The sequence below is a fragment of the Shewanella sp. JNE2 genome (assembly GCF_023159115.1).
In the GTDB taxonomy this organism is placed as follows: domain Bacteria; phylum Pseudomonadota; class Gammaproteobacteria; order Enterobacterales; family Shewanellaceae; genus Shewanella; species Shewanella putrefaciens.
In genome coordinates this window covers 1930511-1953047 of sequence record NZ_CP096169.1, presented here as the reverse complement: position 1 = coordinate 1953047, position 22537 = coordinate 1930511, and the positions used below count along the sequence as shown (strand labels likewise).

The following is a 22537-nucleotide window of genomic DNA, read 5'->3' as shown; positions in this document are numbered from 1 at the left end:
CGTTGTCTATTTCGATATTCTCAATTAAGTTGATTAAGAAGCTGATTTATAAGGAAGCCAACATAAGACCCACTCCAAGCAAGATTTCTTGCACTCGGCTTCAAAATGCGGCTGACATCAATCCAATCACAACAAATCTAATGCCCATACTAACGGATTTGGTGACTAAAATCTTACCACTCAAGTAAGTACTAATATAAGTGACCATATTAAGTACTCAATATAAGCGACTGCATAAATGACGGAAAATACGGCAGTTGATCCAGATCACAGTCGCTGAGTATTTGCACCCACATCAGCGCACGGCTACACTTGCTGCGGGTCAAATTACAACTAAATATAACAAGTAGAAACCAAAATGAAATTAGAAACCATTGATTACCGCGCTGAAAACAGTGCCCAGCAATTCGTTGAATCACTTCGGGAAACTGGCTTTGGTGTTTTATCTAATCATCCGATTGATAAGCGCTTAGTTGAAGACATCTACACCGAGTGGCAAGCCTTTTTTAATTCAGAAGCCAAAAACGACTATATGTTTAAAAAAGAAACCCACGACGGTTTCTTCCCTGCATCGATTTCTGAAACCGCCAAAGGCAACACAGTCAAAGACATTAAAGAGTACTACCACGTGTATCCTTGGGGCCGTATACCCGACTCACTACGTGCCAATATTCTCGCCTATTATGATAAAGCTAACGCGCTGGCTGCAGAACTATTAGAGTGGATCGAAACCTACTCACCAGAAGACGTAAAAGCCAAGTTTTCAATCCCATTGCCAGAAATGATCGCCAATAGCCAAAAAACCTTACTGCGTATTCTGCATTACCCACCGATGACGGGCACTGAAGAAATGGGTGCCATTCGCGCTGCAGCCCATGAAGATATCAACCTTATTACAGTGTTACCTGCAGCCAATGAGCCTGGATTGCAAGTAAAAGCCAAAGATGGCACTTGGTTAGATGTTCCAAGCGATTTTGGCAACATTATTATCAATATCGGCGACATGTTACAGGAAGCCTCTGGCGGCTATTTCCCATCGACCTCTCACCGCGTCATCAATCCTGAAGGTACGGATAAAACCAAGTCACGGATCTCTTTGCCATTATTTTTACATCCAAACCCTGCAGTAGTGCTATCGGATCGTTATACCGCCGACAGTTATCTGATGGAAAGATTGCGCGAACTCGGGGTGATCTAAGCCCTAATTCAGCCTATTAATCCAAGTGACAATCGCAAGAGACAGTCACGGATTAAGCAATTAAAGCGCCTTTGGGCGCTTTTTTTATGACATTCACCACCATCAAGGTAGAATAGCCGTTCTTTAAGTTATTTAGGACAAGGCGTTATCATGGCAATTCAGTGGTATCCGGGGCATATGCACAAGGCACGCAAGGAGATTGAAGAGGCAATGCCTCAGGTCGATCTTGTTATCGAAGTGCTGGACGCGCGTATTCCCTACAGTAGCGAAAACCCCATGGTGGCTCAGCTTCGAGGCGACAAACCTTGTATCAAACTGCTCAACAAATCTGATTTGGCCGATCCAGAGATCACCGCACAATGGATTGAATATTTAGAGCGTGAGCAAGGCGTCAAAGCCACGGCGATCACCACACTTCAAGCGGCAATGGTGAAAAAAATCCCTGATCTCTGCCGTAAGCTAGTGCCGAGTCGCGATAAAACCGAAAAAGACATTCGCACTATGATCATGGGGATACCCAACGTTGGGAAATCTACCATCATCAATACCTTAGCTGGCCGTGTTATCGCCAAAACCGGTAACGAACCTGCGGTGACCAAAACCCAGCAACGGATCAATTTACGTAACGGTATCGTGTTATCGGATACCCCAGGTATTTTGTGGCCTAAAGTGGATAACGAAGCCAGCAGCTATCGCCTTGCCGTCACTGGCGCCATTAAAGATACCGCGATGGAATATGAAGATGTGGCCCTGTTCGCCGCCAAGTATTTCTTAACCGCTTATCCAAAAGAGATTTGTGAGCGCTATAACTTAAGTGAATTACCCAAGGATGATGTTGCACTTCTCGAGGAAATCGGCCGTAAACGTGGTGCGCTGCGTCCCGGTGGCCGCATCGATATGCACAAGGCATCAGAGTTATTACTACATGAATATCGCTCGGGGAAAATAGGCTTACTCTCGCTAGAAACGCCTGCGATGGCAGAGCTTGAAAAGATTGAAGTCGCCCGTATCATGGCCGAAAAAGAAGCAGAGAAAGAAGCCAAACTGGCAGCAGAGAGACTGAAGCGTTCAGGCAAACGCCATAACGATTAAGGCTGCTGATGAGAAATCTTAAGCGATTAAACCGAGCCTAAGATAAGGTCTGAGTGAGTACAGCTAAGCGACCTGTGCGACTCCAGCGGTTGGTATCTTAGCGCTGGATGATATCCATTTACACAGGCGAGCCATGGTATTCGCTCATCGACACGGTGAATAGAAACCTAGGATTTCTCAGTTTATGAACGAGAGCCATGGAGGGCCAACTAGCAGTAAAACAAGGATGTTGTTTCAGTCCCTCCCTAGATGCTAGACCGCCCCGTCCATGGGGCGGACGGCCGTCTCGCAAATCACCCTGACTCACCTTTTTAGCACTCGTGTAACCTGTAGATTTAAAAGACATACGCAACACACTCAGGGACATTTCCGTGTTAGATTTTTAGCTCGAATTAGTGAGTTTCGGATTTAATATTTGTAAGGTAGGTTATTTAAGATGAGTATTAGAACTTGTTAAAGAGCAAACCAACTTAGCTTTTATAACTCCCTCTTAAACACAGAAGTCTCGACACTTACCAATATCCTTAACCACGTAGACAATCATCCAACTTCGTTCAGAAATCTCAAATGACAAATTTTTGAATGTTCATAGAGGCAGCACTGATAGTAGCTTAAGCGGTCTGAATCGCTTGAGCTACTTAGGTTATCCCGCCAAAAAATCTGAAATTACCAGCAATAAAATGTCGCAATTACATATTAGTTTTACGCTGTTTGTAATTTGAACACATTGACAAAAAATGATCAAAAAACTACACTTTGCGCACCATGAACATAAATTCATTTTTGCACCATCATGGTGCTTAGCTTTTTGAGGTATAACATGCGTTGTCCATGCGTTAAAGCTTTGTTACTTTCAACTCTTACAATGGGGCTCACTATTGAAGCTTCTGCCAGCGATTCACCTTGGTCCTTGGGTGTAGGAGCTCTCAATCTATCATCGCCTTACATTGGCGTTGAGAGTAAGAACTATGGCCTACCTTTGGTTAACTACAACGGCGAGAGATTAAGGGCAAGTATCTTCAATCTCGAATATGATATTTATGAAATTGAACGCCTAAAACTATCTTTTGCTACAGAGTTGGGTGAAGACTTTTTAAAGGCTTCCGATTCCAAAGATTCAGCCATCAGAATGCTCGAAGATAGAAAAATCTCAATATACTCAGGAGCAAAACTGTCTTATCACTCTCCAATAGGGATTTTTAATACATCAGCGTTATATGATATTTCAGGTCATAGCGAAGGGAGCATATTTAAAATAAACTATAGTTATCCTATACGTCTAACAAATGACTTAACCTTTATTCCTTCTGTTGGTACTACATTTAAAAGTGCTGACGTTGCTAACTACTATTATGGCACTGACAACTATAATGTTGGTAACACTACCGATTTATCCTTAAACATGATTATTTCATATAAAATTTCAGAGTCGTTAAATGCAACTGCATTTTTAAGGCATATTGTTTTAGATAAAGACATTAGTAACTCCCCAATTGTAGAAAATGACAGCGTCACTATGGCGATGTTATCGCTTACATATAAATTTTGAAATCACATAAAGGCTAAGTGATGAAAACAGTCATAATTACAATATTAACATTGCTAATGATATTCACCTCGTGGATGACTAAAGCTGATAATAATTCCAAAGAATATAAACTTGGTGCGTTTTCAGGTGCAATGAAGTACTGCGAAGATAAATTTGATGATACTGAACGGTACAAATGGGCTCGTCTGCGTGCGGCTGAAGAGTTTAAGGATATGTCGGGCGCCGAAAAATTTAGTTACGGACTTGGCAGAGATAATGCTAATCGAAAAGGACAGTATTTCGGGAAAAAATTAGACAAAAACGAATGTCGCTCTTTGTTAAATCTTAGTGAATGGAAACGCTTCAAGCAGCGGTAATAACTAAGATCGGCACAGTCAAAGCACCTTCATAGGTGCTTTTTCTGTTAATCTCACCCAAAACCCACATTAACAAATTTGCAATGCAGCGATTAAATATCCATCACGCTATGGATATCATGTAACCACTTAATTTAAAAGTCATTAGGATAAATTATGCATAAGTTTACAACTAAAAAGATTCGAGTTAAATCATTACTGATCATAGCATTGACGGCCGCTATCAGTGGCTGTGAGCAACCTCCAGAAACTGTCGCTGTAGATATGTCGTTTTCACGTCCTGCGATGATAGAAGAAATTACGGCCTCTGATATTTCTGGACTCAGTTTTACTGGCACTGTCCGAGCAGCACAAATAGCTGAACTTTCCTTTAAAACATCGGGGAAAATCATCAAGATTTACTTACAAGAAGGTTCATCTGTCAGCCAAGGTCAGCTTTTAGCTGAACTTGATAATACAGAGCAAAAAATTGCGTTAAACTCGGCAAAAGCCCAGTACGACAAAGCTGAGTCTGACTACCAACGTGGGCTAACAATTTTTAATTCAACCCAAGCTATATCAAAAAGTGATTTAGAAAAACTTAAAACTGAACGTGACTTGGCCAAGAATAAATTCAACACTGCCCAAGAGACACTAGATTATACAAAAATTACTGCTCCCTTTTCTGGGGTCATTACAAAAAAACTTGTAAATGAATTCTCTGTTATCCAACCAAATCAACCGCTATTTGTATTACAAAATTTAAACAACTTAGAGGCAGTAATCGATGTTCCTTCTAAGCTTTTTGCTGAAGGCAGTCGAAATACGAATGCTGTTGGCGAAGTTGAAGGTATTAGTAATGTTAAGTTCCCACTCTATTTTCGATATTTTACGCTAGATGCCGAAAGGTCAACACAAACTTATACTGTTGTCTTAGCCTTTTCAGATTTAAAAAAGCAAAATGTATTGCCTGGCATGTCAATTACAGTATCACCACAGACAAATGAATCAGCAGCAATCAATGTTTCTATACCGATAAGCGCCATTATTCCAGATAATATGGGAAAGGAATTTGTATGGATAGTTGATGGCAACAATAAAGTTTCAAAACAATATATTGAAACAGGTACATTACTCGGGAACAGAATTGTTATTAATAATGGCTTAAAACCCAAAGATAGAATCGTTATTACTGGCGTAAATGCGTTAAAAGATGGCGATCTTGTAAGACCACTTAACGCTGATGGAGTAAGCAAATGAGCATTGCAGCCTATTCAATAAAGAAAAGGAATAGCCTTTGGGTTATGATCTTTCTGCTATTAATTGGAGGTTTTATCAGCTACAAGGGGTTAGGAAGATTCGAAGACCCTGAATTTATTATTCGACAAGCAGTCATTATTACTCCCTATCCAGGCGCTTCAGCTGTTGAAGTTGCAGATGAAGTTACTGAAGTGATTGAAACAGCTGTGCAGTCTTTACAAGAACTCAAAGAAGTTAAATCCATTTCTAAACAAGGGAGTTCAGAGGTTACCGTAGAAATCAAACTCGATTTTTCGAAAACGAAAGCTGAACTAGACCAAGTTTGGGATAAGCTGCGGCGAAAAGTATCGGATGCACAAAGGAATCTCCCCAGCGGGGCCGGTCCTTCATTTGTGAATGATGATTTTGCAGATGTCTATGCCCTCTTTTACGCCATAACGGGTCAAGGTTATACCGATAAGCAGCTCAATGACTATGTTAAGTTTTTGCAGAAGGAACTGGCATTAGTAAAAGGTGTCGCGAAGACAGCTACTTTAGGCACAAAATCAGAACAAATCTTTATTGAGCTTTCTTCAGAACGTTTGCAACAGTATGGTATGAGCCTTGAGCAGGTATATCAAACACTGAAAAACCAGACATTAGTTACCTTGGCAGGAGACCTTGAACTCGATGGTATGCGTATTCCTGTGCTCCCTAATAATACAGTATTGACTATTGATGACTTAAAAAAGCTAAAAATAGGTATCAATACAAATGGCAACTTATTACAACTCAATCAGATTGCACATATCTATAAGGGATATAAAGAGCCAGCCAGTGTTTTAATGACATACAACGGTCAACATGCTATCGGCTTGGGCATTTCTAATGTTTCTGGTGGAAATGTGGTTGAAATGGGTGATGCTGTTAAGCAGCGTTTATCCGAACTTGAATCACAACGTCCCTACGGCATGGAACTGAATGAAATCTCGATACAATCCGATTCAGTTCGAGCATCTGTTGCTAACTTTGTTGATAACCTTATCGCAGCAGTCGTAATTGTATTTCTAGTGTTATTAGTCTTTATGGGAGTGAGATCAGGCATCATTATCGGTTTTGTTTTATTGTTAACCGTCGCAGGTACATTAATTATCATGTTGATTGATGATATCGCCATGCAACGGATATCACTTGGTGCCTTAATTATTGCGCTTGGCATGTTAGTCGATAATGCCATTGTGGTAACTGATGGCGTATTAGTGCGTCTACAAAAAGGACAAGAGAAACTCACTGCAATAAATGAGGTAGTAGATTCAACCATTTGGCCACTGCTCGGTGGCACTGTAGTGGGTATACTTGCTTTTAGTGCAATCGGTTTGTCCCCAAGTGATATGGGTGAATATGCAGGTTCCCTTTTCTGGGTAATTTGTTACTCAATGTTTTTAAGCTGGTTGTTTGCTATCACTATTACCCCTCTTTTGTGCTATCAATTTTTAAGTGTTGATAACAATAAAACAGCAGCTAAAGAAAGCCGTATTTTAGCTTTTTATTACAAAATTCTTATCTTGGTTTTACGTAATAGATTAGTCTCCGGTGCAGTATTGCTTGGGTTGTTAGTGCTCGCCGTTGCGAATATGGGGCGAATACCACCTGGTTTTATGCCGGAATCACAAAGAGCTCAATTTGTCGTTGATGCATTTTTACCTCAAGGCACTGATATCAGTAAGACCAGCAATATAATGGTAAACATGAGCCAGCTTGTTAAGCAGAAGGAGCACATTACCAATGTAACATCTTTCATTGGCAGTGGTGGCTTGAGGTTTATGTTAAGTTATGCCCCTGAGCCAAGAAATTCAGCCTATGGTCAATTGTTGATAGATGTTGATGATTACAGAAACATCAATAAATTAGTTGACGAGTTACAAACCGAATTGTCGCAACAGTTTCCCAATGCATCGATTAAAGTGTGGAAGTTTATGCTTGGCCGCGGTGGCGGTAAGAAAATAGAGGCGGGATTTTCAGGGCCTGATCCTAAAGTACTCAGAGCGCTTGCAGAAGAAGCCAAAGCACTCATGAACTCTGATAATAATCTGATAGCTGTTCAGGATGATTGGCGCCAACAAATCCCGGTCATCAAACCCCATTACCTACCAGAGATAATGCAACAACAAGGCTTAACCGCAAGAGACCTAAATCAAGCTATCGCTCAATCATTAAATGGACGGCAAATCGCACAGTTCCGCCAGAATGACGAGCTTATTCCGGTTGTGGTAAGAGCCCCAGAAAATGAGCGGAGACATGATAGGGTCATTGAAAATATCAGTGTATACAGTAATCAAAGTCAGGCTTTCGTCCCGATTAGTCAATTCGTTTCTGATGTAGGCCTCGAATGGGAAGACTCCTTAATCCGTAAAATCAACCGTATGCCGACTATTCTTGCACAAGCGGATCCTGCGCCAGGCGTTTTAGCAAGTGATGCTTTCAATAGTATTAGGCATAAAATCGAGCAAATCGCGTTACCTGATGGTTATCAGTTGACTTGGTATGGCGAATATAAAGCCTCAAACGATGCCAATGAAGGGATAGCCATTTCTGCGCCTTATGGATTTGCAGCAATGATCTTAGCGGTCATTTTTATGTTTAATGCCTTCAAACAACCCATCGTTATTTGGATGACAGTACCGCTGGCTGTGATTGGTGTTGTCGTAGGGTTAATCATATTTCAAACCCCCTTTGAATTTATGGCAATCTTGGGCTTTTTAAGCTTGATAGGCATGATGGTCAAAAATGCCATTGTACTGGTTGATCAGGCTGATAATGATATTCGAGAAGGAACAACACCCTTTGATGCCGTGGTCGGGGCCGCCCTGAGCCGTGCTAAACCTGTAGTATTAGGTGCTGCAACCACCATTATGGGCGTAGCTCCCCTACTTTTAGATCCCTTCTTCAAAAGCATGGCAGTCACCATCATGTTCGGATTGTTGTTTGCAACAGTATTGACGCTGATTGTGATCCCGTTGCTCTATGCCGTGTTATTTAGAATCCAAAGATAATTCAAACGGGAGCCTTCGGGCTCCCCTCCCCATATAGGAGAATTAGATGTTTTTTCAAGTCACATGACTCGCTTTTACAGCCTTGCTTCCCATGGTAAACCCACCACCAACAACAGCAACATTATTACTCGGATTAACGCAAGGATGAAGCCAATCTGTAAATTCATGGGTAAAACAGGTATTGATGCATTAACAAGAATAATGGGATTTCTCCTAGTCAGTATGGGAATGCAATTTATGATAAATGCCGTAAAAGATTTGCTCACAGATCCTGCATTTCAAGTTCTATGTAATGTTAACTAATGTTGTCTCGTACATCTGACTACTTTTCTCCTATGTGCTCAGGAGATATAGTAAGCATTTTATCTCCTTCAAACGCTTAAAAGGTTGTATTTATGTTATCTAAGAAAGATCAAATTCTGGCTGCAGCTGAAAAAGTCATCGCCCAAAAAGGATTTGATGGACTTTCTATGCAACAAGTTGCTAAGGAAGCAAACATATCCACAGGAGGCATTTATCTCTATTTTAGCTGTAAAGATGAACTTGTAGTGGCGTTAAGAAAAACTGTTATCACAAATTTAGCTCAAGAACTTCTTCATGGAATTAGTGATAACTACTCTTCATGGGAGAATTACCGTATCGTGTGGTTTAATATCGTGAAATACGGCAAAATACACAGTGATAATAAAATCAGCTTTGAACAATATCAGAAACTACCTCAATTATCCTATGATAGTGTTAATCAGTATGAAAAATTGCTGTTTGCCCCACTTTACCAAATATACCTTAAAGCAATTGCAGAGGGCGAGATCCTCAATATTGATGTCAATTATCTTGTTGCACTTTCTTTAGAGTCTGCTGCAGCTTTAGCACGTTATATCCGCCGCGAATCAATACCCTATGATCCAATCAAACTCGATGAAATCTGCAGAATGAGTTGGCAAGCAATTTGTTATAAAAGCTGATTTTTAATATACTAATTGCAGATTATTAATACCCGAATTCAACGCCAAAGTTCTACATTCGACGGTCAAGCAGCTAATTGGTGAAACACTACCGTAGGCTGCTTAACTTCAAATACTTTTTGGCCAATAGTTAATTTTATTCTGATAAAACTCAATTAATCCATATTACCTAAGGAAATAGGCCATACTCTCACAACACAGGGTATATCAGATTGATACGTTTTTGTCTTGAATATTTTTAAGTAATGCTGTCACCCTATATCATTGTCAATTAGCCAATATGATATTTCCTTCAATCATCCAACCTTTTGAATAAAAGGGTGCAATTAGCGCAATAAATTCACTTGATTTTTTAGGTTTACTAATTTTTACATACTTTCATTATGCCTTTTGAATATGCTTGATCTGTGTGGCTTCACACATTGCTTAGTCAGCTCAATAGTACACTTAGTTGAACAAGAGAAATGCACCACCGTTTTACCTTCCATTTGACATGGTATAAATGGAGTTCTCTATAATACGCGTGCACTTTCCACTGTTTGAATCGCCACTTTTGTAGTAGCCACTGTGTAACATTACTAAAATTTGGTCAACATACGCTCTTTTCAACAAAGCTCTCGGATAGCCCTCAGCTAGTTTGGGACAATAGCTTTTTAGGGCAGACTTTGAAATAGAGAACTTGCCTAAGATTGGCATTGTTGCACCTGTGACCTTCTAAAACAGAGATGTTTTAGAAGAGCCTTCTGGGATACTTCTTTTAAAAGAAATAGACGGCGTGTCACTGGGGAAGCAATGTCAATTAATGCGTAATGCGCGTAACTCAACTGTCTTGCTTTGGGGCATTTTAGAGTTAACCGATTTTAAGCACGCCACGCTTTAATCGCTCCTGTTGCTAAACCAGCTAGCTGTTTTGAAACTTCACGACCTTTGTAAATTGACGTTGTGTCTTTTGCGATTGGAACAGAATAGTGAATATCGTGAGCAAGATTATTTAGATACTCGCGGCCACCACCTTCATAATTTTGCAGTTCCTGATCATTGAGCTGGATCATATAGCTATAGCCAAATGCACTCATGTTGCAATTTGCATTCAAGTACAAACGACCTTCATGCTCCAAAAGGAACCATACTCGGTTTTCAGAATCCATTACTTTCATCGTCATCTCGCATAAGGGGATTTACCCGAACTTATCATAAAACCCAAACCGTAAATGGCAATACGCATCTTAACGGAACTTTTCGGTCAATTGATCTAATAAAGCTTCCATACTCTGCTCGAGGAGATCGAGCACTAGTTCAAAACCCTGTGCGCCGCCATAGTAAGGATCTGGTACTTCCGTTATTTGCGTATCAGCATAGGACAACATTAACTGTAACTTGTGTTGATACTCAACCGGACAACGGCTAAGCAGTTCCGCCAAATTGGCATTATCCGCAGCTAGAATTAAATCAAAATGCTCAAAATCAGCATTCACCACCTGCCGCGCCCGCATGCCCTCGAAACTAAAACCCCGCTTTTTACCAGCCTCAATAGCGCGGCTATCGGGCTTATCCCCTTGGTGATAACCAATAGTTCCCGCCGAGTCGACTTCGATATTAAGGTGACGCTCACGAATTTTAGCGCGACAGACGGCCTCTGCTGTGGGCGAACGGCAAATATTACCCATACATACCATCAAGATCCGATAATTATATTGCATTTTTAACACTCGTTTTCCTTTAAGACTCGCAGCCTAGTTCGTATGGGCAAGGGTATATAGGCTTATTGCCCAGAACGGTCAACACCGCCGTCCAATGGGGACTCGACTATATCGGTTCTTACCCGTAAAAAACTGGCAAACCGCGGTAAACCGTTAACGGTAAGCCCAAGGTATTTATAGGTGATGATAGTGCCCACTGCGGGGGGATGTTGACGCTCAGCATGACTAAAGCCTGTGCCGATACTAAAAATCCGTCCATCGGATGTTTGTACTTTTAATGCCCCCATCTGTCCCGTAAATTGACCTTTACCTGCAATATGTGCAATGACTTTAGCTTCTGCATCAAAGTAGGGTTTTAACTTCATCAAGTTTGGATTTCGGCCTGCAATATAGTATGCACTGCGGCGATGGAGCATTAACCCTTCAGCACCTAAAACCACAAGGCTATCGAGTTTTTGGTATAAAGCCTCAATACTATCAAGCTGAAATTGCTCAATGACCTCAATATAAGCAGATTTACCTGCAAACATCTTTATCGCCAATCGATAGCGCTGCTCAAAATTCCCCTCCGCTTTGGGTAAGTCAAATATCATAAAGCGTACATTACGCCATGCGTCCTCTTTGGGAGAGGATTGACGGATTAAACTTGAAATAGCTTCAAACTGCCCTCGCCCAAGCCACAACTCTCCATCAATAGGAATTGCCGGAAAATCAGCAGTAAACCATACGGGTGCATTAATGGGATATCCTTGACGGGTGACTAACCTATGCCCAGTCCAGTATCCACGAACACCATCTAACTTTTCACTGATTAAAAACTCGCGAATATCATAACTCGTCTTGTCGGCAGTCAGATCTGTGGCAAGTTGGATCTTAGGCGCACTGGAGTTGGCATTAACCGATAGACATACCAGCAGCAAGGAAACTAATAATAACCGCAACAGAATGAAAGGATTAGAGATTAAAAGAAATAATTGGCTTGTATGAGTCATTCCCATGTCCTTATGGTGAATTACGTCCCATTACCAAGCTTAGATTGAAGTCTCCAAGATGGCTAGCGGATAAGCGCTAACACCTAGAGGTATCCTGATAATTTGCACAGTTAACTATTTATGCGGTTTTCAACTCGGGCTATACTGCGGCCACTTTTATGCATTCGTTTAAATATCCCAATGTTATAGGCCTATTTTAACAGCTTTATTTGAACGACTCCCCTTAGCAACCAATAAGCTAATGTTAATGGAAACACAATGAAACCAGCCAATAATCATGGTATTAAGCGTATTTTTAGAGCGACTGGATTTTCGATGAAAGGGTTAAAAGCGGCCTGGACTCACGAAGCCGCATTTAGACAAGAATTAGTACTGTGTCTAGTGATGTTACCTATCGCGTTATTGGTCGATATCAGTACTATTGAACGTCTAATGCTGATTTTTACACTGTTTATCGTATTGATTGTTGAGCTATTAAACTCCGCAATTGAAGCTGTAGTTGATCGCGTCGGCAGTGAAATTCATCCATTAAGTGGCCAAGCTAAAGATATTGCATCGGCGGCAGTATTTATAAGCCTGACGCTGTGTGGTATTACTTGGTTGATTATTTTAGCGCCCTTATTTATCTAAAATATTGATCTGGTGCTCTGCTAATAAAAAATACCTTTAGCTAAAAAACTAAAGGCATTTTTATTTATAATCATTTTTTAATTTATAGCCCATCATCAATAAGAAACGTGATGGCCTGTTTTATCTGCTCTAACCTGTCATTTTCAGCCCAATAGGCTACATACACGCTACGGGAAATGGCATTGGCTCCATGTACAAGGTGTAGCTCCCCTTTATGCAGTAACTGCTGCACTAAATGTTCGGGTAAAAATGCGCAGCCACCATTATTTAAAATAAAATCTAAGGCAATACGTGCAGAACTGGTATGTAGGCTAGGAACAGGCAACGCGGCATATTCCTGCGCATGGATAATATTAAAAGCCGTGCCCCAATCCACCTTTACATATTGCCCAGAAGATACCCCATCGACAGCCATATCGGCCAAGCTGGACACCAACAATAAATTAATCTGTCCTAATTGCACTAGCTCAAATTGATCAAGTTTGGGTGGGTCGAAGGAAATCGCAATATCCAGCGTTCTATCCATCAATTGCCGAGTCATTACCGTCAGTGGCAATACTTCCGTGCGCAAAGCGACACCCGGTAAGCCAATATGCAAATCCTGCAAATGTCCTTGAAGGTACGCATCCCAAATATTGGGGCCCGCTCCTATTGCCAATTGAGTCGATTGTAACTGACTCAAGGAGACATCTTGTTTAGCACGCTCCCACGCGGTTAACACGGCTTCGGCGTGGCCTAACATTCGCTCCCCGGCAGGCGTAGGTTGAATATTGTTACGTTGCCGTTCAAACAACGCAACGCCAAGTATCCCTTCGAGCTGCTTAACGCGAAAACTCACCGCACTGCGCGTGAGATACAAATTTTCAGCCGCCTTGCCGAAATGGCGAGTACGGGAAACTTCGAGAAATGTCTTGAGTAAATCAGTATCCATAAAAATTCTTGACCAACATTGGCAAATTTTTTTGATTTATAAATCAATAATACTAGCCAATACTCCAGTTGCAAATCTTTGTTTATCAAAAACTAGAAGGTAACTGCCATGTCTGAACAGTCTATTTCAAACGCTAACAAGGGTTCTGAGACGGTTAACGGCTCAGCTGCCAGTTTTGTATCGCACAAACGATTCTATGACGATACAAACTTTCCCAAGGGCTTTAAACGCAGTGGTGACTTTACCAGTAAAGAGGCTGAACTCCTTGAATTGCATGGTCATGCAATGAAAAATCTCGCCGAAGGAAAGGCACTTCCTTGTACTGCCGACGAAGCACAATTTGTTGAAGTCGCTAAAGGAAATATCGCTCCCAGTAGCTTGTTGGAGCAGATCTGGTTAAAGTACCGCAAACTCGCCCAAGGTAAGCCTTTTTATGCCGTGGTTGGTACGGTGCATTTGCCTGCAACTAAGCCTGAAGTCGAGCCAGAAGTGATATTTGATGTTGATATTGAAGATGACGTTCAGGATGAGCCTGAACCCGAGGATAAAGCATGAAAATTAAGGTTTGCGACTAAATGCGCGGTTGGATTTTATATAAAGAAACCGCGACTCAGCTAAAACCTGAATGGTATGAAATTGAGCGTCTGCTGGCTGCGGCTAAGGCTGACAATATAGAGCTAACAGTTTACGCCCCTGATGAATTTGATCTTACGGTCACTAGAGAAGATAACAAGAGTATTTTATTGAATGGGCAAGCCGTTGAGCTGCCTGATTTTATCATTCCAAGAATGGGTTCAGGGACGACCTATTTTGCCCTGGCCATTATTCGCCATTTAGAGCGTTTAGGGGTGTATTGCCTTAACCCGTCTAAAGCGATCGAAATTGTAAAAGACAAACTCTTCTCCCAGCAGTTGCTGGCCGAGAAAAACTTGCCAACACCCAAAACCATGTTGGTTAAATTTCCAGTCGATATCGATCTCGTGGAACGCCATTTAGGGTTTCCTGTGGTGATAAAAACGCTGTCAGGATCGCAGGGCAGCGGTGTGTTTTTATCCCATAAGGCACGGGAATTTGACGACTTGATGCAATTGATTGAAGCGACGAATAAAAACGCTAACATCATTTTGCAGGAGTTTATTGCCAATAGCCATGGCCGCGATTTACGGGTCTTCACTATCGGTGGCAGAGTCGCAGGTTGTTATGAAAGACGTGGTCAGGAAGACAGTTTTAAAGCCAATGTCAGTGCTGGAGGTTCGGCACGTCCCTTTCAGATAACCCCTGAAATTGAATGGCTAGCCACACAAACAGCAAATATTCTCGATCTTGATGTAGCAGGCATCGATCTCTTATTTGATAATGGCCATTATAAAATTTGTGAGGCAAACTCATCTCCGGGATTTGAAGGGTTAGAATCTTGTTTGAATGTCGATATTGCCGCGCAGATTTTACACTTTATTCGCATCCGTCTAGGAATGTTCAATAAAGATGACTTGAGCAGTACTGATGGCTCGATGACTCAGACTGAGCCAACTTCACCCGAGGCAAAACTCGTATCACTCAAGACGAAATAACCTCCATTAAGTTTTACTCTAATAATCTGCGATGATTAGCAATGTGATCATCGCAGATTGCTATCAATCCAGTTAACCTCCCCTGATTTCTATCCTTTGGCAAACCTCAGCTCTACTTCACTATTTGCTGTGATCTTAAACGCAACTTTACTGTTAACGGTTGCGCAAGCGTGCGACCTTTGGCTTTCATCACAAAAAAGCATAAAAATAAATACATTTTGTTCACACACAAAAAATTACTGATACACTCCGGATGTCTTTTTTATGGCATTAAAGTTTGATGTTAGCGCCAAATACAATAAGAAAATATTGGAGTAACGCTTGTGATGTTAATCCGCTCGTGCCCACTATTGATCGCGACACTTGTAAGTGCCCAAGTGCAGGCGAGTGATTTTACTGTCGAGTTAGGTGGTTTTTACTCACAATCTGACACACGCATGGATGTGACTAATCCCATTTCCGAGAGTAATTACACTTTGGATTATGAGTCTGATCTGCAATTAACCGAAAATAAGTTCTTACCCTTTATTGAATGGAATTATCACTTTAACGAACGTCATAACATCTACCTAGACTGGAAACAACTTCACCGCAGCGCAGAAACACAAGCCCTAAGTCAACCCTTTCAGATTGAAATTAACGATACCATTTACGATATCAAAATGGGTGGCAAACTTAATTCTACCCTAAATATCGATATCCTACGTATCGGTTATGGTTACGATGTTTTCCAAGGCAGTCACTACAATATTGGCCTTTCTATTGGCCTGCACACTATGTTTATCAAAACAGGGTTTGAAGGTGTTATTGGCGTTTGTAATGCCTCCGAGTTGTTGAACAATGTTTGTGCAAGCCAAGCAATCCCCCGTATCGTGGACGAGAATGTTACTGCGCCATTACCCAATTTAGGACTCTATGCAAACTATGAATTCATTGCCGGTTGGAAAGTAGCGAGTCATTTCCAATACTTCTCTATCACTCTGAATGATATAAAAGGTGAATTGATAGATATAAAGGTCGGTATCGACGCACAAATTACGGCCAATTGGCGTATGAGTGTGGCCTACAACTACTATAAAGTAGACGTCGATATTGCCCAAAAATCAGACAGTAAAGACACAAAAATTGCTGATTACAATATTGATTACAGTTTTATAGGCCCGATGCTTTCAGTGAGCTATACCTTTTAAAGGGTAATTTCAAAGAAGAGCGCCATATGCGCCCTTCTCAATCTGTAGAAGTAACGATTAGTTACGGCCATCCTGTTCGCGCTTAGCTTTAAAATCAGACGACTCTATCCAACGGGGCCAATCACGACTATTCGCCAACATTGTTAACATCTGCGCCATTAGCTCTAAATCTTGGCTTACCCCAGCTAATGACCAATTAGGATCGTAATCATCCGCACCTTGGTGGTATTTATGGGCAATATAATCGGGATCGGTATCCCCAAGGCTCATAAATAACAATCCAGGAACCCCTTGTTGTGCTAGTGCAAAATGGTCAGAGCGAAACATGAGTCCATTTTGTGGCCTAGGATCCGCTTTGACTAGACGACCTTGGGCTTTGGCCGCTTTATCCAAATATTGCTCCAACTCAGAAACGCCGTCACCATAACGTAGAATATAATCAACACTCTGTCCCACGTTCATTCCATCGATATTAAGGAATGCGACGATGTCTTTAGTGGGGACACTCGGATGTTGCGCAAAATGCTGTGCACCAATCAAACCCGTTTCTTCCGCGGTAAAAGCACTGAAAATAATCGAACGCTCCAAGGGGGCGATTTCGGCTTGTTGCTTAAAATACCGAGCAAGAGCCAAGACCCCAGCAACACCACTGGCATTATCAACCGCACCATTGAGGATTTCTGGCTTACCATTTTCAATGATAGTGCCTAAATGATCCCAGTGAGCATGCATCATCACCACTTCATCTGGCCGAGTTTTTCCTGGTAATAACGCGGCCACATTATGGGACTCAGCCCGCTCGATAGTATTATTTAAAGTCAATGTCGCCCGCAGTTTAAGCGGCAACGCTTTAAAATTGGGTTTTGCCGCTTGCTGTTTTAAGTTATCAAAATTCATTCCCGCCTTGGCAAAGATGTTCTGGGCAACCTCATATTGCACCCAGCCCATAACACCTACTTGCCCTTGGTTATTATTGGTGTCAACCAAGGCAAACTTAGTGCCCGTATTGGAGTTTTGTACAACGCCCCAACCGTAAGCTGCTGGCGCGGTTTCGTGCACAATAAACACGGCCTCAGCCCCTTGGCGCGCCGCTTCTTCGTATTTGTAGGTCCAGCGACCGTAATAGGTCATCGCATTGCCTTTAAATACGTTTGGATCTTGGGTAGCAAAACCAGGATCATTGACTAATACGATCACTGTTTTGCCTTTTACATCGAGGCCTTGATAATCGTTCCAACCGTATTCAGGGGCGTTAATGCCATAACCCACAAACACAACATCACTATTCTTTAAGCTGACTTTTTCGGCAATCCTTTGGGTTCTGGCGGTAAATTCACTGCCATTGGCCAATTTAAGGCCACCAATATCAAGCTGCATATTTTGATCCGCGCTAATTTTAGCTAAAGGCACGGCTTGTAAATAACTGTCACCAAAAGCGGGTTTAAGCCCCATCTCTTTAAAGGCTTTTTCAAGATAATCTAAAGTTAATTGTTCACCTTCAGATAAAGGTGCCCGTCCACCAAAGGCATCACTGGCGAGGGTTTTCACATCATTACGGTACTGGGTCAGATCTAGGCTATCGGTAAAGGATGTGGCTGCGTCAGCGGGTACAGTTAGCAAGGCGCTAAGAACACTGACTAGGATGAAATTTTTCACGACTTTCTCCCAAGTTATTATCATTATTTAATTTTGCGGATAAACTTTATCATATACATCACAGCTTGTGATGGATCTCTTGGGATATGTTTTACATCGGTGGCATGCTGTTTAACATCAGCGATAAATGGCGCTAACGACTCAGTCCACCGCTCTTATTGGTCGTTTTTATTGATTAAGGTCACTGCATGTCACGAGAATTATTACAAACCGCCGCATTAAATTTAAAAAAAGCCGTTCCGCTAATGCTAAAACATAAAATTCCCACGACACCTGTGAATTATGCACTCTGGTACACCTATGTCGGGGAGCAAAATTCAGCATTAAATGAGCAGCTTGATACTGTTATCGCGCAATACAATACCTGTCCGCCAGTGAGTAGTGAGTTGCTCTACCGCCAATATGTGGCCGATCCCGTCGAATTGGACGTACGAGAAATGCGCCAAAATTTAGATGCCATGGTGACTGAGCTTTCGCAATCGCTCAAAGACACCAATCTTGATACCCATGAGTTTCAATCCCGTATTGAGAGCAATTTTGAGAAACTCCATCGTATTGAAGATGAAGGTTTTAGTGTCGAGCAAGTACTCGATTTAGTGCGGAGTTTAGTAAAAGAATCCGACAATATTCGTTCTAGCACTGAATTTTTCACCGGACAATTACAAAAGGCACAAACGGAAATCGATGCCCTTAAGAAAAAACTCGAACAAACGGAAAAAGATGTACTTTACGATGCGCTCACAGGGTGCCTTAACCGCCGCGCATTTGATGCCGACTTCAGCGGTATGCTAACCCAAGCTCCCGAAGGGACTTGCGTCATTTTGGTCGATATCGATCACTTTAAAGTGTTTAACGACTCCTATGGTCACCAAATGGGCGATCAGGTATTGCGTGCCGTTGCTAAGCGCTTACAAGAATCCTGCCGTGATGGAATTAAACTGTACCGCTTTGGCGGTGAAGAGTTCGCCATTCTCGTGCCTAAGAGCCAATTACGCATTGCCCGTCAATTGGCTGAAGCCATGCGCCGAGGGCTTGAAAAGCTCAGCTTAAAGGACAGACGTAAAGATGAACGCATCGATAATATCAGTGCCTCTTTTGGTGTCGCGCAATGGCAAGAAAAACAAACAGGGCTTCAACTGATTGAAAAGGCGGATAAGTTACTCTATGAAGCCAAACGACTCGGCCGTAATCGGGTGATGCCAATAAGTAACTAGGCGTGTTGATATTTCAGATGGCTTTAGCACTTGAAACATCATCACGCCTTAGCTGAAACGAGGTGATTTACGAGGATAAAACGGGCACGGCTTGTACCACAAATCGTAGTTCGGCTCCGCCTTGAATGTCATTAAAAGGGTAACATGTAATAAGGGTGAGCCTTTCATCTTCTGAAGGTGCCATAAACTCCGTTTGTGACTCGTGCACAACCTGCGTTGCCACTACTTGGTAAAGAATGTCTTTTCCCGAAGCCGTTTGTAGGGATATTTTTCGTCCAACACTCATCCCATTTAATATCGTAAAATGCGTGTCCCTATGCCCTGCAATAACCGTATTCCCTACTTGGCCTGCTGACGCACTGGATAACACTAAACTTGGACCAAACGCAAGGTTACGTCCCGACGCTCCCGCAAGCACATATAAGCTATCGTTTGCGGCAATCTCATCAAAATGTGTCAATTTATGGTTTTGATAAATAGACAATTTAGCAACAGGATAGGTATCGGCCCATGACCAAGGTTTGTGGGATTGTCCATCGGCCAGAGTCTTAGTCCATGCTTGTTCTATCAAATATTGTGCGAAATGTGCTTTAGCTTGCATATAGAGTCCTTTTCCTAACAATGTACCGCCGAGCAATAACAATCCCACTAGCAAAATTCGCCGTGTCTGCTGTCTACTCATAAGGTTAAATGCTCATAATGTTTGTTTGTAGGGGATAGCGAGAATGACAGTTCTCTCTTTGCGGCGTTGACGCAGCATTGAGCCTGCTAACAGCAATGCTAATATCAAAGTGACAGCACCAAGTAGCATATCGAAACGACTCGATGTGGCCGTTTGTGGTAATACACCAAAGGGTTTCCAACCTAAGGGTAAGTGTTGGCGTACAACGGCATCACGCGTCATGGCGCTGGAATCAATAGGCGTTAAATCTACCGCCACTAGGCTGGTATAAGGGCTGACTAAGTGGTAATTCATGGATAGTGCCGTAACCTGCTGTTTTACTTTGTCATCATTTGCGCCATTTTTACTCAGTTCCAATGCTGCAATTTGCTTTCTGGCCCAGAGTAAATCTAAACCTGCATCGGGTTCGGTAATGGCTCCACCATGGCTATCTTTAAGCGAAAGTGACTGTTGCCAGTTTTTATGGCCCTGACGACCAGAAATCACAAGTTCCTGCGGCTCACGCTCACTGCGTTTTAGGCTGACAACAACAGGCTCACCACGGTACAAATCTGGGATGGGTGATGGCCAATAATCAGGCACCCCGCCATCGTCAAAGCGCACGTTAATATCGGTTAATACTGGATATTGGATTTTACTTAGCAGCTGGCTTATCTTCTGCTCAACCTCATCCACATTACCTATATAGGTAAAAGTACCTCGACCTAGTTCTGCAGCTCTTTGCATAAAATGCGAATTAGGCGCAGAGCCAATACCCACAGTAAACAAGCGACTCTCACCTATTTGATAACGGATCAGATCAAATAAGGCTTGCTCATTACCCACCGAACCGTCAGTCATAAAAATCACCTGACGCAAGGATTGAGATGATTCCGACAAGCGGTTTATACCCCGAGGCAAGGCAGCATTCAGTGCTAACGCCATCTCTGTGCCACCATCAGCCTGTAATCGATGAATAAATTGCCTTGCACGGGCAAGATGTGTTTGGCTTGCTGGCAATGATGTTGGCGATAATTGCGTCAATTCAGAATTAAACTCAATAATATTAAAACTGTCTTCAGCCTTTAATCCATTAAGCGCATAGAGAAGCGCACTTTTGGCCTGTACTATCGAATCCCCCGCCATGGAGCCAGAGGTGTCAATTACTAGAATTAATTCACGGGGTAATGTGGACAACGCGTGTTCATCAGTCTTGGGTGGTAACACCATCACAAGACTGTAGTGATCATCTGATTGGCGGTTTTCAGAGACGTTATCTTCAGAAGCACCATCGCCATGGGTTTTGCCCTGCTGATTAAAGACTAAAGCCATTGGGCTCATGCCTTGTTTAGCACGCCATTGCAGCACAAAATCACGATTTGCGACCACGCTATTGGTAAGTGATACATTGATGATGCCGTGATGCGGCTCATCCAGTTTGATCTGATGGTAAGGACTTGCAATGGTTGATTTATCAACACCCTTAGCAAGACGCACCTCAATATTGGCGTTAAGCACAGGATCTTGTTTGCTATTGGCTCTTCTTAATGGCGCAACGATACGTTCAGCATCAAAAACTTCGCTACTGGTGACACGCGAGTTAGCCGCATTGTCATTGGCAGAAGCCTTATCGTGGATGAAACCTGGTATATAGCGCGGCGCCACTACCATAGGAAAGCGCAAACTAAATAGGCCATCCTCATATTTGATGTTTTCCTGGTAACTAATTTCGACAACTAATTGTTCATTTGGCGCAAGGTTTGCCACGTCAGTCGTAAACATATTGGGGCGTTCTTGGCTGACAAGACTGGCGCGTTTCCCCTCAGCTTTTGCCTGTTGAAAGATCTGCTTAGCCTCAGCTTTGGGATGAATTTGCCCTTCTATTACCCGCTGACCTATGTGCATACGTAGCGAATCGACTGCGGCCTCGTTTGGTAAAGGAAACAAATACTGGCCGTTTAACACAAATTCGGTGTTATTAGTAAAAATCTGCTTCACGCTAACGCGATTATTTAAGCCTGACACTTGCATCGACACCTGTGTATCGAGGGGTAAAGAAGGCAATAAGGCACCATTTGGCATGAAATACAACAGCATCCCCTGAGTAATATCATCGTAATCTAATGTTTGTTGCTGCTGCGGAATGTGTACTTCCAATGCAGGAGTTGCATCTTGTTGCCCAAATAAGGTTACTGCTGTATTTGGCGATGCTAGGACTGCAAATGGTAACCCCAAAAAAATAGCAATGCTGACAACAACCATCAGGACTGCTTCAACGACTTCTTTTATCCTTTTCCCTGTGACCATCACAAAGGCTTCCTTCTTGTAAGTATGGATATTGGTTCTATTTAATCTTTAGTTGAGCTTGCACTCGCATCGATACCCACAACTCAACATGCGGGGTGCAAAACTGAATGGGGCTATTAAACACAGTTAGAATGGCACGAGCAGGGATGGAAAATGGCAATGCAACTATCAATTGTGGCAACAAAATGGCAATTGCATTTAGGCACTTTTTTCTCAGGTAAAATCCTGTATAGTCACGAAAACTTAATCCCCCA

General features: G+C 42.2%; 20 protein-coding genes. 13 read left to right on the top strand and 7 right to left on the bottom strand.

Going from position 1 to position 22537, the window contains the following annotated elements:
• Positions 1 to 358 precede the first annotated feature (358 nt).
• From MZ182_RS08750 to MZ182_RS08715, 8 genes are all read left to right on the top strand, one after another.
• The gene (locus MZ182_RS08750; RefSeq protein ID WP_248065900.1) at positions 359 to 1198 is read left to right on the top strand and encodes an isopenicillin N synthase family dioxygenase; all 840 of its coding nucleotides are present in this window, start codon (positions 359 to 361) and stop codon (positions 1196 to 1198) included.
• Positions 1199 to 1348: 150 nt separating this feature from the next.
• Positions 1349 to 2290, top strand: coding sequence for a ribosome biogenesis GTPase YlqF (ylqF, locus tag MZ182_RS08745; RefSeq protein WP_011919190.1), 942 nt, complete (start codon positions 1349 to 1351; stop codon positions 2288 to 2290).
• Positions 2291 to 3110: 820 nt separating this feature from the next.
• Positions 3111 to 3839 carry a MipA/OmpV family protein gene (locus MZ182_RS08740; protein ID WP_248065902.1) on the top strand — a complete coding sequence of 243 codons (729 nt, stop codon included), beginning with the start codon at positions 3111 to 3113 and terminating at the stop codon, positions 3837 to 3839.
• A gap of 20 nt (positions 3840 to 3859) precedes the next feature.
• The gene (locus MZ182_RS08735; protein ID WP_248065904.1) at positions 3860 to 4195 is read left to right on the top strand and encodes a hypothetical protein; all 336 of its coding nucleotides are present in this window, start codon (positions 3860 to 3862) and stop codon (positions 4193 to 4195) included.
• Between the two features lie 156 nt (positions 4196 to 4351).
• On the top strand, positions 4352 to 5434 hold the full coding sequence (locus MZ182_RS08730) for an efflux RND transporter periplasmic adaptor subunit (RefSeq protein WP_248065906.1): 1083 nt from the start codon (positions 4352 to 4354) through the stop codon (positions 5432 to 5434).
• On the top strand, positions 5431 to 8466 hold the full coding sequence (locus MZ182_RS08725) for an efflux RND transporter permease subunit (RefSeq protein ID WP_248065908.1): 3036 nt from the start codon (positions 5431 to 5433) through the stop codon (positions 8464 to 8466). Before MZ182_RS08730 ends, MZ182_RS08725 begins: the two co-directional genes overlap by 4 nt.
• A 63-nt stretch (positions 8467 to 8529) precedes the next feature.
• Complete coding sequence (locus MZ182_RS21295) at positions 8530 to 8769, top strand: MarC family protein (protein WP_317233106.1); 240 nt, start codon at positions 8530 to 8532, stop codon at positions 8767 to 8769.
• 92 nt (positions 8770 to 8861) lie between these two features.
• Positions 8862 to 9431, top strand: coding sequence for a TetR/AcrR family transcriptional regulator (locus MZ182_RS08715; RefSeq protein WP_014610438.1), 570 nt, complete (start codon positions 8862 to 8864; stop codon positions 9429 to 9431).
• An 860-nt stretch (positions 9432 to 10291) separates the two neighbouring features.
• Here MZ182_RS08715 and MZ182_RS08710 read toward each other — a convergent pair.
• The 3 genes from MZ182_RS08710 to MZ182_RS08700 all read right to left on the bottom strand — a co-directional run bounded on the left by MZ182_RS08710 (position 10292) and on the right by MZ182_RS08700 (position 12123).
• A complete protein-coding gene (locus MZ182_RS08710) occupies positions 10292 to 10588 on the bottom strand; it encodes a hypothetical protein (RefSeq protein ID WP_041408194.1) in 297 nt (98 codons plus the stop codon).
• A gap of 69 nt (positions 10589 to 10657) precedes the next feature.
• Positions 10658 to 11131, bottom strand: a complete 474-nt coding sequence (locus MZ182_RS08705; protein WP_041408393.1) for a low molecular weight protein-tyrosine-phosphatase — start codon at positions 11129 to 11131, stop codon at positions 10658 to 10660.
• Positions 11132 to 11193: 62 nt separating this feature from the next.
• Complete coding sequence (locus MZ182_RS08700; protein WP_248065910.1) at positions 11194 to 12123, bottom strand: DNA ligase; 930 nt, start codon at positions 12121 to 12123, stop codon at positions 11194 to 11196.
• A gap of 258 nt (positions 12124 to 12381) precedes the next feature.
• On the opposite strand from MZ182_RS08700, the gene MZ182_RS08695 reads away from it, so the two are divergent.
• Positions 12382 to 12753 carry a diacylglycerol kinase gene (locus MZ182_RS08695; protein ID WP_248065912.1) on the top strand — a complete coding sequence of 124 codons (372 nt, stop codon included), beginning with the start codon at positions 12382 to 12384 and terminating at the stop codon, positions 12751 to 12753.
• Between the two features lie 82 nt (positions 12754 to 12835).
• On the opposite strand, the gene hdfR is transcribed toward MZ182_RS08695, so the two are convergent.
• Positions 12836 to 13684, bottom strand: a complete 849-nt coding sequence (gene hdfR / locus MZ182_RS08690; RefSeq protein ID WP_248065914.1) for an HTH-type transcriptional regulator HdfR — start codon at positions 13682 to 13684, stop codon at positions 12836 to 12838.
• A 108-nt stretch (positions 13685 to 13792) separates the two neighbouring features.
• On the opposite strand from hdfR, the gene MZ182_RS08685 reads away from it, so the two are divergent.
• The 3 genes from MZ182_RS08685 (at position 13793) to MZ182_RS08675 (ending at position 16445) form a co-directional block, all read left to right on the top strand.
• Positions 13793 to 14239 (top strand): DUF413 domain-containing protein, encoded by a 447-nt coding sequence (locus tag MZ182_RS08685; protein ID WP_011789569.1) that lies wholly within the window; start codon positions 13793 to 13795, stop codon positions 14237 to 14239.
• Positions 14240 to 14259: 20 nt separating this feature from the next.
• Positions 14260 to 15255, top strand: coding sequence for an ATP-grasp domain-containing protein (locus MZ182_RS08680; protein ID WP_011789570.1), 996 nt, complete (start codon positions 14260 to 14262; stop codon positions 15253 to 15255).
• Between the two features lie 326 nt (positions 15256 to 15581).
• Entirely contained in the window at positions 15582 to 16445 is an 864-nt protein-coding gene (locus tag MZ182_RS08675; protein ID WP_248065916.1) for a hypothetical protein, read from the top strand.
• 57 nt (positions 16446 to 16502) lie between these two features.
• Here MZ182_RS08675 and MZ182_RS08670 read toward each other — a convergent pair whose 3' ends face one another.
• Entirely contained in the window at positions 16503 to 18125 is a 1623-nt protein-coding gene (locus MZ182_RS08670; protein ID WP_041420545.1) for a M28 family metallopeptidase, read from the bottom strand.
• A gap of 164 nt (positions 18126 to 18289) precedes the next feature.
• Here MZ182_RS08670 and MZ182_RS08665 point away from each other — a divergent pair, with 164 nt between their 5' ends.
• The gene (locus MZ182_RS08665; RefSeq protein WP_011789573.1) at positions 18290 to 19315 is read left to right on the top strand and encodes a GGDEF domain-containing protein; all 1026 of its coding nucleotides are present in this window, start codon (positions 18290 to 18292) and stop codon (positions 19313 to 19315) included.
• A gap of 67 nt (positions 19316 to 19382) precedes the next feature.
• On the opposite strand, the gene MZ182_RS08660 is transcribed toward MZ182_RS08665, so the two are convergent.
• On the bottom strand, positions 19383 to 19997 hold the full coding sequence (locus tag MZ182_RS08660) for a class GN sortase (protein ID WP_248065918.1): 615 nt from the start codon (positions 19995 to 19997) through the stop codon (positions 19383 to 19385).
• 12 nt (positions 19998 to 20009) lie between these two features.
• Positions 20010 to 22283: a marine proteobacterial sortase target protein gene (locus tag MZ182_RS08655; protein WP_248065921.1), complete on the bottom strand. Its 2274-nt coding sequence runs from the start codon at positions 22281 to 22283 to the stop codon at positions 20010 to 20012.
• Positions 22284 to 22537 lie beyond the last annotated feature (254 nt).

Bases quoted from the DNA above. Each gene is read 5' to 3' on its own strand.
- MZ182_RS08725 (WP_248065908.1), top strand. From the start codon at position 5,431: ATGAGCATTGCAGCCTATTCAATAAAGAAAAGGAATAGCCTTTGGGTT.
- MZ182_RS08695 (WP_248065912.1), top strand. From the start codon at position 12,382: ATGAAACCAGCCAATAATCATGGTATTAAGCGTATTTTTAGAGCGACT.
- MZ182_RS08660 (WP_248065918.1), bottom strand. From the start codon at position 19,997: ATGAGTAGACAGCAGACACGGCGAATTTTGCTAGTGGGATTGTTATTG.
- MZ182_RS08740 (WP_248065902.1), top strand. From the start codon at position 3,111: ATGCGTTGTCCATGCGTTAAAGCTTTGTTACTTTCAACTCTTACAATG.
- MZ182_RS21295 (WP_317233106.1), top strand. From the start codon at position 8,530: ATGACTCGCTTTTACAGCCTTGCTTCCCATGGTAAACCCACCACCAAC.
- MZ182_RS08665 (WP_011789573.1), top strand. From the start codon at position 18,290: ATGTCACGAGAATTATTACAAACCGCCGCATTAAATTTAAAAAAAGCC.
- ylqF (WP_011919190.1), top strand. From the start codon at position 1,349: ATGGCAATTCAGTGGTATCCGGGGCATATGCACAAGGCACGCAAGGAG.
- MZ182_RS08700 (WP_248065910.1), bottom strand. From the start codon at position 12,123: ATGACTCATACAAGCCAATTATTTCTTTTAATCTCTAATCCTTTCATT.
- MZ182_RS08710 (WP_041408194.1), bottom strand. From the start codon at position 10,588: ATGAAAGTAATGGATTCTGAAAACCGAGTATGGTTCCTTTTGGAGCAT.
- MZ182_RS08655 (WP_248065921.1), bottom strand. From the start codon at position 22,283: ATGGTCACAGGGAAAAGGATAAAAGAAGTCGTTGAAGCAGTCCTGATG.
- MZ182_RS08715 (WP_014610438.1), top strand. From the start codon at position 8,862: ATGTTATCTAAGAAAGATCAAATTCTGGCTGCAGCTGAAAAAGTCATC.
- MZ182_RS08685 (WP_011789569.1), top strand. From the start codon at position 13,793: ATGTCTGAACAGTCTATTTCAAACGCTAACAAGGGTTCTGAGACGGTT.
- MZ182_RS08680 (WP_011789570.1), top strand. From the start codon at position 14,260: ATGCGCGGTTGGATTTTATATAAAGAAACCGCGACTCAGCTAAAACCT.
- MZ182_RS08705 (WP_041408393.1), bottom strand. From the start codon at position 11,131: ATGCAATATAATTATCGGATCTTGATGGTATGTATGGGTAATATTTGC.
- MZ182_RS08750 (WP_248065900.1), top strand. From the start codon at position 359: ATGAAATTAGAAACCATTGATTACCGCGCTGAAAACAGTGCCCAGCAA.
- MZ182_RS08670 (WP_041420545.1), bottom strand. From the start codon at position 18,125: ATGATAATAACTTGGGAGAAAGTCGTGAAAAATTTCATCCTAGTCAGT.
- MZ182_RS08730 (WP_248065906.1), top strand. From the start codon at position 4,352: ATGCATAAGTTTACAACTAAAAAGATTCGAGTTAAATCATTACTGATC.
- MZ182_RS08675 (WP_248065916.1), top strand. From the start codon at position 15,582: ATGTTAATCCGCTCGTGCCCACTATTGATCGCGACACTTGTAAGTGCC.
- hdfR (WP_248065914.1), bottom strand. From the start codon at position 13,684: ATGGATACTGATTTACTCAAGACATTTCTCGAAGTTTCCCGTACTCGC.
- MZ182_RS08735 (WP_248065904.1), top strand. From the start codon at position 3,860: ATGAAAACAGTCATAATTACAATATTAACATTGCTAATGATATTCACC.